This is a genomic window from Candidatus Hydrogenedentota bacterium, from assembly GCA_035450225.1.
In the GTDB taxonomy this organism is placed as follows: Bacteria; Hydrogenedentota; Hydrogenedentia; order Hydrogenedentales; family SLHB01; genus DSVR01.
On sequence record DAOTMJ010000040.1, the window covers coordinates 17,001 to 34,712 of the forward strand.

Consider the following 17,712-nt stretch of genomic DNA (forward strand, 5'->3'; position numbering starts at 1 on the left):
GCGAAAGGTTCGACACCGGCGGATGCCGCAAAAAGGGAAAAGTACCAGACGCCCGGCGTGTTTGACAACATTTTACGGGGCAGGGTAGATGCATCTGGAATCAACGCCATCCACCCGTCTGCGGGTGAGCATCCATCAGGTTCCACCATTCCAGCGGCATTTCTCGTGCTTGTACTCGTAATCGTAATTGCATTTGATCGAAGAGACTTGTCCGCGCCGGTTGAATACGTCGCGACCCACAATAAAGTGTGAGGATAGCCCTGTTTCATCACTACACCGCCCCATCAGAGTTTTCGACGATTCGATTACGATTACGCGCACGCGCACGAACAGAGAAGCGGTCGGATGTATTTTCGGAATAGCACGATCGCGACGAGAAACTGTGTTTTGGGCGCTACCCATGTCAGATTTCTTCGTTCTGCTTTGCGGGGCATACGGGGTGTGTTTCCGCGACCGGAACATGCTACGATGGAATTGGTTGTTGGTCGTAAAAACAAACGGGCGCGAAGGAATCGAATCTCGTGCAAAAACGTCACTTTACGCGCGGCTCACCCTTGCGGGAGGAAACCTTCTTTCGCGGGATGAGCGAAGCGGCCATCACGCGGATCGAGGCGTACGTGCATCACCGGGAATACGAACCGCTTCAGATCGTCTTTTTCCCCGACGATCCGTGCGACCGCGTGTTCTGGGTCCGCGAGGGACGGATCAAACTTACCCGGCCGGCGTCCGACGGCCGCGAGGCGGCGTTCCGCCATGTATTTCCCGGTGATCTTTTCGGCGAGGAATGCCTGATTGACCAGCCCCGCCGCGGCATGTACGCCGAGGCCATCGTCCGGACGGTGCTGTGCATCATGCGGGCGGACGATTTTCGGCGAACGGTCCGCGATGAACCGGAGTTCGGCGCCGAGTTGGCCAAGCGGATCTGCCTTCGCGCCAAATCCATGGAGGAAGTCTGGTTCGAAACGGTGTTCAAGCCGGTGCGCAACCGCGTCGCGTCGGGCCTGCTGCGTCTGTATGAGCGGACAGACGGAAACGTGGTTCGGGCCACGCATCTGGATCTCGCGGCGCTCATCGGCGCCACGCGGGAAACAACGACGGCCGTCTTGCATGAATTGCGGCGTGAAGGCATTCTGGAAACCGGAAACCGCCGGATCACGATACGCGACGCGGCGGCGCTCGAACGCATTGCAAGGAGTTGACGATGGGCATTCGGTGGCATGACGCGACAATCCCCCTGCGCGAGGGCATGACGGTGTGGCCCGGCGATCCGCCGTTCCGCATGTTGCCGCTGGAACGAATGGCCGGGGGCGCATCCTGCAACACCTCGCGCGTGGACATGCCGACCCATTGCGGCACGCACATGGACGCGCCGTGGCATTTCGAGGAGAACGGCGCTCGGCTGGACGACATAGACCCCGCGCTTTTTTTCGGCGAGGCGCAACTGGTCGAAACGGATGTCCGGGATGAAGTGCGTGCCACCGATTTGGGCCCTGGGCCGCTGTTGCCGCGCGTGCTGATCAAGACCCGCAACTCGGCGTTTCCCGAGGGGAGTCCGTTTCGTCCGGATTACATCGCGTTGTCCGTGGACGCAGCGCGGCGTTTGGTGGACGAGGGCGTCCGGCTGGTGGGCGTTGATTACTTGTCGGTGGCGCCGTACAGGCAACCGGGACAGGCGACGCACCACATCCTTCTCGGCCACGGTGTGCTGGTCGTGGAGGGGTTGCGCTTGCAAGGCTTCGCGTCGGGCCGGTATTTGTGTACAATATTGCCGTTGGCTCTTGTTGGCGCGGACGGATCCCCATGCCGCGCCTTCCTTGGACGCGAGGAGAGCGACACATGAAGGACGTGGTGGCGGTATTGTTGGCCGGCGGCGCGGGCGAGCGCCTGCATCCCCTGACGCGCAATCGCGCCAAACCGGCGGTGCCGTTCGGAGGCATCTACCGGATTATTGACGTTACCCTGTCCAACTGCCTCAATTCCAACTGCCGGAAAATCCTTGTGCTGGTCCAATACAAGTCGCACTCGTTGACGCGCCACGTCCAATCCGCATGGAATGTCTTTCACCCGGAATTCGGTGAATTCATTGACATTATCCCTCCGCAGCAGCGCGTCAACAGCAATTGGTATCTCGGCACGGCCGACGCTATCTATCAGAATCTGTACTTTATCCAGCAGGAAAAGCCCAAAGAGGTGCTTATATTGTCCGGCGACCACATCTACAAGATGGACTACCTGAAGATGTTGAAGTTCCATCGTGGATGCGGCGCGGACCTGACCATTGCCGCTATCGAAACGCCCGTGGCGGAGGCGAGCCGGTTCGGCGTGCTGGAAACCGAAACCGACGGGCGCGTCATCGGATTCGAGGAGAAGCCGGATTCGCCCAAGCCCCTTCCGGCAAAGCCGGACACGGCCTACGTTTCGATGGGAATTTATGTGTTCAACACGGACGTGTTGCGGAAGGTCGTGGTGGCCGATTCGGAACGCATGGGCAGTTCCCACGACTTCGGCAAGGATATCATTCCGCGCATGATTCATACCCATCGTGTGTACGCTTACCGCTTCATTGACGAAAACAAGGAAGGCATGCACAAGGAAGTCCAATATTGGCGCGATGTCGGAACGATTGACGCCTACTGGGAGGCAAACATGGACCTAGTGTCCGTGGATCCCCTGTTCAACCTGTACGATCGGGCATGGCCCGTCCGGGCCGATCTCACCACAGCGCCCCCGGCGAAATTCGTGTTTGCACAGGAAGGCCGGCGTTTCGGCGTGGCGCTCGACTCGATCGTGAGCCCGGGCTGCATCGTCAGCGGCGGAATGGTCAAGCGGTCGGTGCTTTCCCCGTGGGTGCGCATTCACAGTTATTCCCACGTCGAAGAATCCATTCTGATGCATGGCTGCCATATCGGGCGTTATGCCCACATCCGCCGGGCCATTATCGAAAAAAATGTCCGCATCCCCGAACATGCCGTCATTGGATACGACCTGCACGAGGATGCCAAACGCTATCGCGTAACGGCCAGCGGCATTGTCGTCGTGGAAGACACGGACGACCACGGCCCCGCACAACAAGGATCATGATTCATGACAATGATTGGCCCGGACCAACTGCGCCATTACGCCACGGCAAGCGTACTCGAATGGGTCGAGGCCGACGGGGTCGGCGGTGTTATCGGTTCTTCCATAATCAACGCGAACACCCGCAAGCAACATGCCCTCTTTACCGTCGCCGCCGAACCCAAGGGACGGATTGTTTGTGTCTCGAACCTTCAGGAAACCCTTGCCGATGGACGGCTTGCCTACGATCTTTCAACGAACGCCTATTTCGGCGCCATTCATCCCTGCGGATTTCAATCGCTCGAATCATTCCGCCTTGAACCTTGGCCTTCATGGACATACCGTTTCGATGCGATCCTCCTCGAAAAACAGATTGTGCCCGTGCACGGCGAACATGCAATTGTGATCGAATACACCCTGCGCCATGCGCAACATCCCATGACGTTGACCGTCCGTCCGCTGCTCGCCTTCAGGGATTTCAACGGAATCCGGGTTGAGCGCGGCTCGTTTCCGAACCATTGGACGGCGACCCGCGAATTCATCGAGTGCCGGCCCTTCGAGGAAGGCCCGACAATCTACATCGCGCATCCGAACGCGCGCATCGAAACCATCGGCCTGTGGTATCGCGGTTTCCTGTACGAACGGGACCGCGAGTCGCGCCTTGACTGCATCGAGGACCTGTATCACCCTGGCAGCCTGGAACTGACGCTCGAACCGGATGAGGCGTCCGCGTTGATCCTTTCGTCGCCCAGTCCGCGAAGCGTTTCGCTGGCCCGCGAATACCGGGAGTCCGAAAAACGACGCCGTGAAAGCCTGATACAGACGCCCGGCGTCCCGCGTGATCCCCTGTGGACCGCGCTGTTGCGCACGGCGGACGCTTTCATCTACGAGCGGCGCGACGGCGTGCTCGGCATCTTGCCGGGATTGCCGTGGGGCGAAGGGGAACGATACCGGGGTTTGATTGCCTTCGCGGGACTGCTGTTGGCGCCCAAGCGTTTCGACTTGGCCCGGCAATATCTTGAAGGCGTCGCCGCCGATTGGCGTGCCCTGCATGCTCCGTCTCGATTCGAGCCGGAGCCGGCCGTCGGCCAGATGCACCCCGCCGATGTGCCGCTGTGGATTTTTATCGCGGCGTGGCGCTATTGGAAGGCGACCGGCGACAAGGCCTTCCGCGATGACGTGTTGACGCCGCTTCTGGAGGACATTGCCCAATACTATACGGAAGGTGAAGAAACGCGCTGCACTTCCCAGGGCTTAGTGGAAGTCGGCTATGAACCCGGCGCCGATTACGCCCCGCTGGCGCCGCTCGGCACCAATGCCCTCTGGTACAACGCCCAGCGGATTCTCGCCGCGTTTCTGGCCGAACGCGACAGCGCCAAGGCCGAAACGTGGAATGATCGCGCGGAAAAGATGCGCGTGGAGTTCAATGTCCTCTTTGCGTGCGAGATGCGGCCCGGGCTTGCGGACAGTGTGACGCGGGAACCGTTCGTGCGCGACGAGACGCTACGCGCAAGCCAGATTCTTGCGGCGGGGCTTCCCTTTGTGTTGGCCGAACGGCCGGAGGCGGTCTTGGAATGTGTCACGCGGGATCTGTATACCCCCGTGGGATTGCGCACGCTTTCGCCCCATGACGCGCGATACGTCGGCGACGGAACCGACATCCGCTTCCTGCCGAAATGCTGGTCGGGCAGCGTGGATCCGTTCTGGCTCGGCTGTTACTGGGACGCCGTGTCGCATCTGAAGGGATTGGGCGACGTGGCGACGGTCTTTGCGGCGTTTGAGACGGACAGGAAGACCCGGGGACTTGGCCACATTTCCGGCGCGTTCACCGGCGATCCGCCGCACCAGCCCTGCGACTATATCGCTTCCGCCGCACCCATCGGCGAAATCATGCGCCTCTATGCCCGCGAGGCCTTGCAGTTCACGCATGTCGTGTAACAGACGCCTTTGATTACCCGAACATGGGTTTGCCATTATCAGGAGAGGCGAACAAGCAAGAGGAGGATGCGTCATGAGCATGGGATGGGCGGCAGCGGCTTTTTCGACGGCGTTGCTGGCGATGGGCGTGGCCGGCGCGGAAGGCAAATACAAGGCGGCGTGGGATTCCCTTGACAGCCGGCCGATTCCGGCATGGTTCGACGAGGCCAAGTTCGGCATCTTCATCCATTGGGGCGTGTATTCGGTTCCCGCATGGGGTCCAAAAGGCAAGTACGCCGAATGGTATTGGCACGACATGCAAAACAAAAACGGCGAGACGTGGAAATTCCACGCCCGCACCTACGGCGAGAAGTTCCAATACCAGGATTTCGCGCCGATGTTCAAGGCCGAGATGTTCGATCCGGCCCAATGGGCCGACATCTTCGCGCGGTCGGGCGCCAAGTACATCGTGCTGACCTCGAAGCATCACGAGGGTTTTTGTCTCTGGCCGAGCGCGCAGAGTTGGAACTGGAACGCGATGGACGTGGGGCCGCACCGCGACCTGTGCGGCGAACTGACCGAAGCGGTCAAGGCGCGCGGCATCAAGATGGGCTTCTACTATTCGTTGTACGAGTGGTACAACCCGCTGTTCAAGAACGACCCGAAACAATACGTCGCCACGCACATGTTGCCGCAATTGAAGGATCTGGCCGAACGGTACCGGCCGAGCCTCGTATGGCCGGACGGCGAGTGGGATCATCCCAGCGAACTCTGGCGCAGCACGGAATTCCTCGCATGGCTGTACAACGAGTCGCCGGTCCGCGACGAAGTCGTCGTCAACGACCGGTGGGGCAAGGATTGCCGCAGCGCGCATGGCGGGTTCTACACGACCGAATATGGCGAGGTCGGCGGCGACAAGAAACTCGCGGAACAGCGCAAATGGGAGGAATGCCGTGGCATCGGCGCCTCGTTCGGCTACAACCGCAACGAGACCGTTGACGAATACGCCAAGCCGGCTGCGCTGGTTCATCTCCTGATCGAGACCGTATCGAAAGGCGGCAACCTGCTGCTCGATATCGGCCCGACCGGCGACGGGCGCATCCCGGTGATCATGCAGCAGCGCCTGCTCGAAATCGGCGACTGGCTCAACGTCAACGGCGAAGCCATCTACGGCACACGCCCGTGGCGCGAGGTCAAGGATGGCGATTCCGTCCGCTATACCTGCAAAGGCGATGCGGTTTATGCCCTCAGCCTCAAGTGGCCCGGAACCGAACTCGTCTTGAAAGCGCCCAAGGCCGGACCCAACCCGGCCGCGATCCTTGTCGGATACGACCAACCGCTCAAGTGCCGCGCCGAAGCCGATGGCCTTCACATCGAAGTCCCTCCGCTCGGCGTCGCCGAAGTTCCGTCGCAACACGCCCACGTTTTCAAACTGACGGGCGTGGAATAGACAGGCGCGGCAAGTGCGCGTAATCGCAGGTACAGCGCGAGGCGTTCGATTGGTCGCGCCTAAGGGATTGGACGTGCGGCCCACGCTCGACCGCGTCCGGGAGTCGCTGTTCAATATCTTGGCGCCGCGCATCGAGGGCGCGCAGTTTCTCGACCTGTTTGCGGGAACGGGGGCCATCGGCATCGAGGCGTTGTCGCGCGGGGCTTCGTCATGCGTGTTTGTCGAATCGGATCAACGTTCATTGGAGGCGATTAGGCGCAACATCGAAGCCGCACGCGTCGGCGACCGGGCACGCATCTGTAGGGGAGCGCTGCCGCGCGACTGGAGCGTGATACCTTGCCTGTCGGAACAATACGATATCGCCGTCGCGGACCCGCCCTATGCGTTCTTGGAATATGATGGGGTGTTTCGGGGTTTGACAGGCCGCCTCAAGCCGGGCGAAGCAGGGATCTTCGTTCTGGAGCATTCCGCAAGGACAGAAGTTATTTATCCACAAGAGGTTATGTCGCTTCAACGCCGCGTTGTCTATGGCGAAGCCGCCCTATCCTTTTTTTGCTTGACACATCATGTAGTATCTGATACACTCTAAGAGATACAATATGTTGCGTCAAGGTTGGATGAAAAGGCATGGATTGTAGCTAACCGGGGTAAACGGCGAGAACCTATTATGCGGTGTCCATTCTGCGCGCAGACCGACGGCAAGGTGGTAGATTCACGTACCTCGCGGGAAGGCGATGCGATTCGCCGGCGCCGGGAGTGCCTGAATTGCGGACGGCGTTTCACGACCTACGAGCGAATCGAGGAAGTCGCCCAGATGGTTATCAAGAAGGATGGGCGCCGCGAGCCGTTCGATCGCTGGAAAATGAAAAGCGGCATTCTCAAGGCCATCGAAAAGCGTCCCATCAGCCTCGATCAGGTGGACGGGATGATTGACGAGATCGAACGGGAGTTGTTCAACGGCGCGGATCACGAGGTGTCCACCGAAGCCATCGGCCAAGCCATCATGGAACGGCTCAAGAAACTCGATGAAGTGGCCTATGTCCGCTTTGCGTCGGTTTACCGCCAGTTCAAGGATCTCAACGAGTTCATGAACGAACTCAAGATGATGTTGACCTGACATCACCCAACCCCGCGGCGTTTCGACTTCCACCCGGCGCTTCTTCTCCGTGTAAGTTCTTCATTCGCACTTCAGGCCCGCTTTCTGTATGCTAAGGCGTGTTGCGAACGCCGGGGAACAGGCCGGACCGTCTGTCCTGTCGGCGGTTGGAGAGGAGGAAGGAGCCGATGATCGCTTTGTTGTGTGCGTGGCCGGGATACTTGTGTTGTGTGGCGGCGGCGACGACGCCGGTACCGGTTGTTTTGGACACGGATCTGGGGGACGACATAGACGACACCTGGGCGCTGGCCATGATGCTGGGAAGCCCGCAAATCGATCTGAAATTGATCGTCACGGCCTCGGACGACACCGTGAAAAAGACGCGGCTGGTCGCGAAAATCCTCGAGGCGATGGGGCGCACGGACGTGCCGCTCGGTCGGGGCGTCAAAACGAGCGATCAGCCCATTCATCAGGAAAAATGGCTCGGCGATTATCAATTGGACCAATACAAGGGGCGGGTACACGAAGACGGCGTGCAGGCGATGATAGACTGCATCCGGCAATCGCCGGTTCCTGTCACCCTCGTGGTCATCGGACCGCAGACCAATATCCGCGCCGCCCTTGAACGGGAGCCGGCGATCGCGAAGAACGCGCGTGTGGTCGCGATGGCGGGCAGCGTCGAGATCGGCTACAACGGCAAGCAGGGCGCGGATCCGGAATGGAACGTCATCAAGGACATACCGGCGGCCAAGGCCGTGTTTGCCGCGCCGTGGGACATTGCATTGGCGCCGCTGGATTCCTGCGGCACGCTGATTCTGCGCGGCGATCGCTTCGCCAAGGTCGCGGCGTCCAGCGATCCGAAGGCGGCGACGGTCATTGCCAATTACCGCGACTGGGTCCATTACGAAAAGTATCCCAAGGACGAGAGCAGCGTCCTGTTCGACACCGTGGCCGCGTATCTCGCCTTCGACGAGGCATTGTGCGAAATGAAAACGGTCGAACTTGTGGTGGACGACAAGGGCTTCACCCGGCCCTCCGAAAAAGGGCGGCCCGTCCGTTGCGCGATGGGCTGGAAAGACCGCGCGGCGTTCGAGGATCTGCTCGTGAAGGCGCTGACGACAAAATGAACCTGCCGGATGCGCGCATCGGCCGTCTTGTGGCGGCGCACACGTTCCCGGAGCCTATCTATGTGACGCGCCCGTCGCTCCCGCCCCTGGCGGAATACGCGCGCGCGCTTGAGCCCGCATGGGAGCGGCGATGGCTGACGAACGAGGGATGCCTGCATCAAAGGCTGGAACGGGCATTATGCGCCTATCTCGGCGTCGAACATCTCAGTCTGTTCTGCAACGCGACGATCGCGCTGATGGCCGCGCTCGAACTGTACGGACTGCGCGAAGGCGAGGTCGTCACGACGCCGTTCACGTTTCCCGCCACGACGCACGTGTTGCGCTGGCAGCGGCTCGACATCGTATTCGCGGATATTGACGCGGACACGTGCAATTTGGATCCGTCGCGCGTCGAGGAACGCCTCACGCCGCGCACGCGCGCCATCATGCCCGTGCATGTGTACGGCACTCCGTGCGACGTCGAACGTTTCGATGCGCTGGCCGCGAAATACCATGTGCGCGTCATCTATGACGCCGCGCACGCCTTCGGTGTCCGGCTGAACGGGCAGTCGGCGCTGCGCCACGGCGACGCATCGGTCCTGAGCTTCCACGCCACGAAACTGTTCACCACCGGCGAGGGCGGGGCCCTCGCCGTCCCGGATGCCGAACGCCACCGGCAAGCCTACCTGATCAAGAATTTCGGCATTGCCGGCGAGGAATCTGTCGAGGGACCGGGGATCAACGGGAAGATGAGCGAATTGCAGGCGGCGCTGGGGCTGGTCCAACTGGAACAGGCCGACGAGGAAATTGCGCGCCGACGGGTCTTGTCGCAATGCTATCGCCGAATGCTAGCCGACATTCCGGGAGTTTGCCTCTTCGGCGAACGACCCGGCGTGCAGCCGAACCATGCCTACTTTCCCGTCCGCATCAATGCGGAAGCCTACGGCGCCGGACGCGACGCGCTCCACGACGTTTTCCGCCGATGCAACGTCCATGTCCGCAAATATTTTTATCCCCTATGTTCGCATTTTGCATGTTATGCCGGTCTGCCTTCCGCCGACCCGGCCGGCCTGCCCAACGCCGAGCGCGCGGCACGCGAGATCCTGTGCCTGCCGATTCATGGAACACTGTCCGTGGAATCCGTGGAAACGATTGCGTCTGTCGTCCGCGAATTCCATGAGGCGCTTCGGAAATAGAGGCATCGAAACGCATGATCCGGGAACCGTCTCCGCTGGCGTTGCGCGAGGCGCTTGCCGCTTCGGGGCTCGTTCCCCGTTTCCTTCTTGCCGAAAACCGCGCGGACGCCGTGGAGCAGGCGCGACGTTTGGGCATGCCCGTCATCGTTCGCCCGGCCGCCCGGTACGCCACGGCAGGCACGCGCCTGATCGAACATCCGGAAGATGTGCCGCTGGCTTTTGCCGTTGCCCGTCGAAGCGATCCGGGGCCCATCCTGATCGAACCGGCCCGCGCCGGTAGCCTGTATTACGTGCTGGGCGTAGCTGGAGACGAAAACACGCATGTCTACGCCATCGCCGGACGCGTCCCGAGCGAACCGCCCCATTGTTTCGATTGGTGCATTTACGCACCCGTCCACCTGCCGGACGAAACACGCCGGCGCCTCGCCGAAACCGCAAGAACGACATGCGATTGCATCAAATGGCAGGGCGCATTCTGTTTGGACGTGATCACGACGGAACAGGGCCCGGTCGTTTCGGGCTTCTATTCGTCCGAACGGATCGCGCCATGGCGGGATGGTCTGCAAGATACGTCCCGAGGCATGGCTGTGGCATGGGTGCGTCCGCGCACGGGCATCGTGACCGGCGTGGCGGGCATTTCGGAAGCGCGCGAAACGCCCGGCGTGATTGAAGTCCGCGTCGGTGTGCGCAAAGGCGACACGCTTGGCCATCCCGCCGACGAGGAAACGCGCAATCGCGCGGGGTTTGTGCGGGCCGCCGCGGAAAACGGCGAAGCGGCGCTGGAGATCGCCCGCCGGGCCTGCGCCCTCATCCAAATTGAAACTTCCCCGTTCTTATAACGACTGAAACGGGTAGCGCCCACAACCCAGTTTTCTCTTTATACTCGTGCCCGTCACCATGCTCGTCATCGTAATCGTCATCGCAAAATTACCCACGAATTTCTTGTTGTTTTTTGTAGAAGCCGGATTTTAAGGTGTTGAACCGGTTTCACCTCCACCTTGAACGGGCGAGGCCGATTCCGGCGGTAAGGGCCGCGAGGATGGCAAGCGCCAAGGCGCCGGCGATCGGCAGGGCTTGGCCGGCGACGGTCAGTTGAGCTTCATCGGAGGTCAGAATGTCGCCGCCAACCTTGGCGTCGCTGACGGTCACGGTGTACGCGCCGGCGTTGGACGGGGTCGCGTAGGGGATCGGGAACTGGTTCGCGTTGGGCGCACCGGGCACGGCCGTCCCGTCCTTCTTCCACTGGTAGGACAGGGGCGCGAATCCGCCTTCGGTCTGCACGGTAAACGTGAAGGGGCTGCCCGCGTTCACGGTCCCGCCGGTCGGATTCTGCGTAATCGCCAAGTGGTCCGCTACCTCCAGCGTCACGTGGTTGGTCTCGTGCGGCGTGCCTTCATACGTCACCTCGCACCAGTAGGTTCCGGCATGGGCCGGCGTCAGGTTGGTCAATGCCCATGTCTGCGTCGCCGGGCCGAACTGCTCGGCCTTGCTCCCGTCGTCCCATTTCCATTGGAACGTCAGCAGGCCCGGGCCGCACGCCGGGGTCACGCTGAACGTGTGGTTCGTCCCCGTATAACCCTTGTGCGGTTGCGGCTGCGACGCCCACCCGTTCCATTGCGTGGACAGCAATTGCACCTGACGCTGCGTCACCTCGCCGCTCAGGACGCCCACGTCCGCCAACTCGACCGTCGCGTAGTCCGGCTTGGTTATCTGCACGCTGTACGTGGATTGTTCCAGGTCCTGGTAATACGTCCCCGGCGCGTTGGACACCGCGGGCTGCGGCTGCCCCATCACCTGCACGGTCACGCCCGTCATCGGGCGGCCGCTGGAATCGTTCACCTTCACCAGCAGCGTGCCCGGCACGTCCGGGTTCACGTTCTGCACCGTGAACGTCCACACGGCGCCGTCGGCCGACACCGCGCCGAAACCGTCCACCGCGTACACGCGCCAGTGGTACGTGCGCGCGTCGAGCACCCCGTCGTCCGGACCCAGCACGATGTACGGCGATTCGAGGTTCTCGCGCACAATCGCGCCCGAACCGAAATCGCCGTCCTCGTCCACCTCGACGCGATACGTCACGCCGTCGGGATCGCTGACTTCGTTCCACAACAGCAACACCGGCGTGTGCACGATATCCGTGTCTTCCGGACGCACCAGTTCGGGCGCGGGCGGCGGCTCGTTGCCGTCGGATTCGCGGTAGACCGTCGTCACGAGGTGCGTGCTCGTCATGCGCTTCTGCGTCACGGGATCGGTCTCTTGGACGAAGTAGAAGACCTTGTAGGTCCCCGCTGTGTTGAACGCCGTGCCGAACACGTTCGGCGGCCAGCGAAAGATCCCGTTCGCGAGGTCGCTGGACACTTCATCCGCATCGAAGCGGGTCAGGGCCACTTCCTGCGCGCGGTCTTCTTCGGGCGTGCCTTCCGCAATCGGCGTGCCGCCCGCGTAGGCCGGGGATTTCACCTCGACCCACGCCGTGCAATTGTTCGCCGGGCGTTTGTCGCAAAGCCCTTCGAGCGTCGCCATCGGCGCGCCGATGGTGAGGGTTACGGTCGGCGTCACGCCGGTCCAACTCGCCCAACCGGCCTCGTTCACGCCGTAACCCAAGGTCAACACGTGGCCTACCGCGCCGTCTTGGCCCGGCAAGGGCGAGAGGCCGCCCGAAGTGGCCGCCCCGTCGCCGTTGTCGTCGTAGGCCGGACGCTGCGTCTCGGTCGCGCCGGAACCGTTGGTGGCGTTGGCCGTGTACTCGGCCATCTTGCCGCTGGCGGTCTCGAAGGCCACGCGCAGGGTCTTGCCGCCCAGCAGTTCGCGGAACAGTTCCGTCGTGAACGCTTCGCCGTCGCGGCGATTGTCCGCCGGGTCCATCACGCCGCGATGGGACACCTGCTCGGTCACGGTGCTGGTCACGACCACGCGGCCCGCGCCGGACACGACCGGGATGAAGCTGCCGGAGTGGCAGCCGCCGTACACGAACACGCGCTTCTCGTTCGCGGCGGGATAGCCGACAAGCGATGTTTCCAATGTATCCAGCCAGCCGTCGAGGTCCGCGGGGGTGATGTACCATGTCGCATCGAAGGCGCCGGAATAGACGTAGAACTTGTTCACGCTGCCGTGGTCCACGAACACGATATACAACGGCGCGGCGGCCGCGCGGAGCTTGTCCCGCGCCCATTCGGTCACCTTCGCCGCGACTTCCGCCTTGGTGGGCGTCGTGTCCGAGACGACGATATCCGTCGGAATGGATGACGGCGCGCCACGGAAGTAGTAGATGTCTTCCGTCGCAATCCCGCGCGCCCGAAGGACGCGGTACACGCCATCCGTCGTCTTGGCGTGCTCGACCTGGCCTTCGCCCAGCGCGTTGTACTTGCCCTGGACGATGATCGCATACCCCGCGCGATCCTTCAGCGTCAGCCGGACGCTCTCCGGCAGGTCATAGCCCGTGGACGCCGCCGGACGGAAATCGTTGTCCCCCGCGAAGTCCGCCCGGAACTGCCAGGTGCCGGGCATGTCGAATATCCAGTTTGCCGCCACGAAATCCGATGGCAAGAAGACCGCTGTGCCCGTTGCGTCCGTCATTTTGGTCAGCGGCGTCAACGAGGCGCCGTTCGGCTTCTTGGTGTACAACTTGACCGTGCGATTCGCGCACAGACTGCTCAATTCGGACGGGAAGCCCGTCGTAAACGTCACTGTTGCCTGAAGATTTGCGTAGTTTACGGGCGCGGAAGAGGCGTTCAGCACGAGGGAAACGGACGGTTGCGCCTTGGCGACCGTAATATTCGCCGCAATGCTCGTGGCCGTCATGTACGTTGCGTCGCCGGGCCAGTTGGATGTCAAGGACCACGCCGTGCGTCCCTCGGACGCTTCATTCGGGTAGAACGTCTTCGTGTACTGGCCGCTCGTAAAGATGGTGCCTTCCGGGAACAGATCGGATGCCGTGCCGGACGGCGAGACGCTATGGAAGGCCACGGTCCCGGAGCCGGTCGGAGTCGGCGTGATTTGCCCGGAGACCGTCACGCTCTGGCCCAATGTAATGCTGGACGGTTCTTTCACGACGAGCGAAATGGCCGATGGCGTCGTGCCGCCTAGGACGATGGTGCAATGCACCGAGTCCACGGGCGTGCCGGACAGGTCCGTGTCGCTGGGCGTCACGACGCAATACCACTGGTCGTCGACCTGCGTGTCCGTGTTCGAGACGGTGCTCTGCGTCGCTGCGCTGAAATCGTCATGCCGGAACAATGCGAACGATCCCGCCGACGGCTTCCGGTACCAATCGTACGCGTACACCACGGCATCGCCATCCGGGTCCACGCTTGGCGTCGAAACTTGGCACATCAGATTGGCCATGTCGCCTTGGAGCGACGGAAACGACAAAGCAAGTGTCCCCGGGGCGGCGTTGTCCAGCGTACTCAACGTTGTCCCAGGACCGGGTGCGGTATCGATGTCTTCACCGTTTCGTGCGACGACCCTGAACGTATACGCGGTGTTCCTGTCCAAACCTGTAGCGCGCTTCATCGCCCATCCATTCGCCGGCTGGTAGATGGGCAATGCTCCTATCGAGCCGTCGGCTTGCACCCACATATTGCCGCTGACGGATGGGGTAACCTGAATGGCATAGAGCGTGTATGAGGGATTGCCGTCTCCGGCAGTGATAATTACGTCAAGCGCGCGGGCGTTGGCGGGATGCGTGCCGGGCCTTACAACCATCGGAGCCAAGGGCACGGCCGCAGCCGTATACTTTGATGCCGTCATGGGAGGCGTCTCAACGCCGTCACCATTGCGAGACTTGCCACTGAAAACATACTGGGTGTTGGGAGTCAGACCCGTGGAGGCCCATGGTGTATTGTCTTGTTGCCAACCGGAATTGGATGAGAGGGTTGTATTCGTAAAATGCAGCCCTGAAGAACCGGAAGATAAGTTACTCGGCGTGATTGTGGACGAAACACTTATCGTATTGAATCCGAGTGCTGAGAACATGAGCTCCGGCACTGCTTCTATAAGTGTATAAGCAGCATGTACTTCCGATGGAGTGCTGTCTCCTAATTCACCAACTGCGATTACCTGTAAAGCATATTGCGTGTTCGCGCTCAATCCTTCATGTAACCATAATTGGATATCTGGATCCGTGGTGGTTTGAAGAGTTGTGGGAGGCGCAGAACCAGGGTCAACGTATACTTTAAATCCGGTTTCATTGTCCGAATTATCTTGCCATGTCCATGTAATCGTGTCCAATCCAATATATAAGGATCCGGGATCGCTCGGCGCAAGGATGTCTGTAACAACCACAAGGAATCCATCAGTTTGCTCATACATTCCGTTAAAAGTCTCATCCCATCCGCCGCTCACCCAGCCCGGAGACCGGGTCCAGCCCGTTACATAGAAGCCGTGAGCTGAATCAACCGCAACATCGTAAGCCTCGTCTCCATCTTCTCCGCCCAGGTAGGTGGACCATACATGTTCGCCAAACCGACTTAACTTTGCAACAAATGCATCGCTGTTTCCGCCGTTGTAAGTTACGTCAATACCGCCTGTTATCCAGCCCAACGACGATGTTCCTCCTGCCACATACACAAAACCTGCAATATCCAGTGTAACTCTATATGCATAGTCAGTGCTGTTACCACCCATATATGTTGACCATAGATGCGCACCGGTCGTGTCGACCGCCAACACAAAACCATCCCAATCGCCGCCATAGATCGTACGCCATCCTCCGCTCACCCAGCCCGAAGACGTTGTGTACCCTGTAATATAGGCATTTCGGCTTGAATCGACAGCGATGCCCATACAAGCGTCATTGGCTATTCCGCCAACGTACGTAGACCAAAGGAAATCGCCAGCCGCGCTAAACTTTGCCACATAGCCATCATAGCCACCATTAAAACTCGTATCGTACCCCCCAACGACCCACATAGACGATTCTGTATTCCCTGCCGTATATACATTGCTGTCTGAGTCCAGCGCGATATCTTCTCCGAAATCATCTCCCCCCCCCCGAGGTAGGTAGACCAGAGATGCTCCCCATTCATGCTGATCTTCACCACAAATGCATCTTGCATCAAGTCTTTGGTCGTGTCCCAGCCGCCACTCACCCAACCCGTCGAATCAGTGTTCCCCGATACATAGACGTTGCGGGCCGAATCCACCGCGATACCCCGGCCTGCATCCTCTCCCGTTCCACCGAGGTACGTGGACCACAGGTGTGCACCTGTGTGGTCTAACTTGACGACATACCCATCCCCGTAATTCGTGCCGCCGCCATACGTAGTATCCCACCCACCACTTACTCCCCAATTTGAATCGGTACACATTCCCGTCACATACACCGCCCCCATCGTATCCACGGCAATACTTATACCTATTCCACCAAGATATGTCGACCACACGTGATTGCCCGACTGCGTCAACTTTACTACATAGCCACCTCCGCTCGTAGTTCTCCATCCATTGCTAATCCAGTTTGACGAATTAGTATCCCCTGCCACATAGATGTTTCCGCTGGCGTCAACCGCAACTGCGCGACCCCGTTCGCCATTATCTCCGCCAATATATGTACTCCAGACAACCCCTGGGTCAATGACAAGCGGTGAAGTTGAGTCATGATCTCCCAGTATTTCAAAACCGTACGCGTTGTCGTCCAGCAATGTGAACATCCCCGCGACGGGCTTCTTTTCGCCGTTGACTTCCTGATAGATGTACGGCGCGCCGTCCGCCAGCGGCTCCCAGCCGTCCTTCACGCGGATCTCGAGCGCCCCGTCGTCGCGCAGCGACAACCCGGCGATCCCGTCGTACCGCAGCCGGATCGCTTTCGGGTCCGCCCCCGGCGCCACGTGGAAGTTGTACTTGAGGCCCGTGTGCTTGCCCGTCAACTCGAGGCTTACCCCCGGATACAGCCCCTCGTACCACACCGCGTCGAACGATCCCACGCCTTCGCGGTGGGTGGAGGGATCGCCCTTGAGGTAGTTGAACTTGCGCTCGGAACGTCCGCGCCCGACGGGGGTGACGAGGGAAGCGCCTTCGAAGACGAGGCGGAATTCGTGCATTTGCGAAATCGGGGACTGTCCCAAGCGAGCGGAGCGAGACGGGACTGTCCCCGATTTCGCTCCGTCGGGACCCGGAAAACCAGGGACAGACACGTCTTCGCTTCGCTCCGCTTGTGTCGGTCCCTGTTTTTCCTGTTTGAAGAGTTGGAAACGGGGGCCTTTGTCGGTAAGGCCGACGTTCATGCCGCGGCTGTCGAGCGCGAACTTGATATCCGAGTCGGCCCATTGCCCTTGATTTTCGATGAAGACCGATGGCCCCATCATCATTTTCTGGACGGCCGCCTGCGCCTGTGGCGATGCCGTGCCGGAAGCGGCCGGCGGGGACGCCGTCCCACCCGCCTGTTCCGCGAAGGTCGCGCCTGCCAAGAATGCAACCAGAATTGCCGCCCCGATAATGCCCTTGATCCTCATGACCATGCCCTTTCCCCAATGCTCGTTATACTGCCGCCCATACGAGCGTGACGGATACGTCTTCCGGAACGCATCGCACCCGTCCGCACGAATTTACGCGACCCGCCGCAATGAAGCGGTCAACGGGGCGCTTTCCTGTTCACACAAACCCGTTCGCCATGGCACGCGGGACGGGCTAATGCCCTTCAACCAACATGGCGTTTCCAGACATCCTCGACAGTCCGTCCCTGGAATTTATACGTTTTTTTCATTGCTATCCAAAAGAAAAAAACCACAATACTGCAAGGAATCACGTTTTACCTCTGTATCCCATTCATCGGTTCGATATCTGCGTGTATCTGCGTCATCTGCGGAAAACCGCATGATCCACAGATGACGCAGATGCACGCAGATGGAAAACAGGACATGAATGTCCGGGCCAGGCGATTCCAAACTCGAA

Annotated in this window: 12 protein-coding genes and 1 pseudogene; 10 read left to right on the forward strand and 3 right to left on the reverse strand. The window is 60.5% G+C overall.

Translation table 11 applies throughout. From position 1 onward, the window contains the following. The first annotated feature begins 521 nt into the window (after positions 1-521). The 10 genes and pseudogenes from P5540_16410 (at position 522) to P5540_16455 (ending at position 10,661) form a co-directional block, all read left to right on the forward strand. Positions 522-1,199 (forward strand): Crp/Fnr family transcriptional regulator, encoded by a 678-nt coding sequence (locus P5540_16410; GenBank protein HRT66400.1) that lies wholly within the window; start codon positions 522-524, stop codon positions 1,197-1,199. A 2-nt stretch (positions 1,200-1,201) separates the two neighbouring features. Next, on the forward strand, positions 1,202-1,840 hold the full coding sequence (locus P5540_16415; GenBank protein HRT66401.1) for a cyclase family protein: 639 nt from the start codon (positions 1,202-1,204) through the stop codon (positions 1,838-1,840). After that, positions 1,837-3,081, forward strand: a complete 1,245-nt coding sequence (gene glgC / locus P5540_16420; protein HRT66402.1) for a glucose-1-phosphate adenylyltransferase — start codon at positions 1,837-1,839, stop codon at positions 3,079-3,081. The genes P5540_16415 and glgC overlap by 4 nt, the downstream gene beginning before the upstream one ends. 3 nt (positions 3,082-3,084) lie before the next feature. Further along, positions 3,085-4,995 carry a glycogen debranching enzyme N-terminal domain-containing protein gene (locus P5540_16425; protein HRT66403.1) on the forward strand — a complete coding sequence of 637 codons (1,911 nt, stop codon included), beginning with the start codon at positions 3,085-3,087 and terminating at the stop codon, positions 4,993-4,995. A 79-nt stretch (positions 4,996-5,074) separates the two neighbouring features. Beyond that, positions 5,075-6,424: an alpha-L-fucosidase gene (locus tag P5540_16430; GenBank protein HRT66404.1), complete on the forward strand. Its 1,350-nt coding sequence runs from the start codon at positions 5,075-5,077 to the stop codon at positions 6,422-6,424. Positions 6,425-6,434: 10 nt separating this feature from the next. Then, positions 6,435-7,013, forward strand: a pseudogene (gene rsmD, locus P5540_16435) (16S rRNA (guanine(966)-N(2))-methyltransferase RsmD). 78 nt (positions 7,014-7,091) lie between these two features. Next, positions 7,092-7,541 (forward strand): transcriptional regulator NrdR, encoded by a 450-nt coding sequence (gene nrdR, locus P5540_16440; GenBank protein ID HRT66405.1) that lies wholly within the window; start codon positions 7,092-7,094, stop codon positions 7,539-7,541. 167 nt (positions 7,542-7,708) lie between these two features. Next, positions 7,709-8,647 (forward strand): nucleoside hydrolase, encoded by a 939-nt coding sequence (locus tag P5540_16445; GenBank protein HRT66406.1) that lies wholly within the window; start codon positions 7,709-7,711, stop codon positions 8,645-8,647. Next, positions 8,644-9,822 carry a DegT/DnrJ/EryC1/StrS family aminotransferase gene (locus P5540_16450; GenBank protein HRT66407.1) on the forward strand — a complete coding sequence of 393 codons (1,179 nt, stop codon included), beginning with the start codon at positions 8,644-8,646 and terminating at the stop codon, positions 9,820-9,822. The genes P5540_16445 and P5540_16450 overlap by 4 nt, the downstream gene beginning before the upstream one ends. 14 nt (positions 9,823-9,836) lie before the next feature. Then, entirely contained in the window at positions 9,837-10,661 is an 825-nt protein-coding gene (locus P5540_16455) for a hypothetical protein (GenBank protein HRT66408.1), read from the forward strand. A gap of 148 nt (positions 10,662-10,809) precedes the next feature. On the opposite strand, the gene P5540_16460 is transcribed toward P5540_16455, so the two are convergent. The 3 genes from P5540_16460 to P5540_16470 form a co-directional block, all read right to left on the reverse strand. Continuing rightward, entirely contained in the window at positions 10,810-14,571 is a 3,762-nt protein-coding gene (locus P5540_16460) for a carboxypeptidase regulatory-like domain-containing protein (protein HRT66409.1), read from the reverse strand. A gap of 1,049 nt (positions 14,572-15,620) precedes the next feature. Beyond that, entirely contained in the window at positions 15,621-17,273 is a 1,653-nt protein-coding gene (locus tag P5540_16465; protein ID HRT66410.1) for an SBBP repeat-containing protein, read from the reverse strand. 234 nt (positions 17,274-17,507) lie between these two features. Continuing rightward, positions 17,508-17,712: hypothetical protein (locus tag P5540_16470; GenBank protein ID HRT66411.1), on the reverse strand; the 205-nt coding region annotated here is incomplete at its 5' end.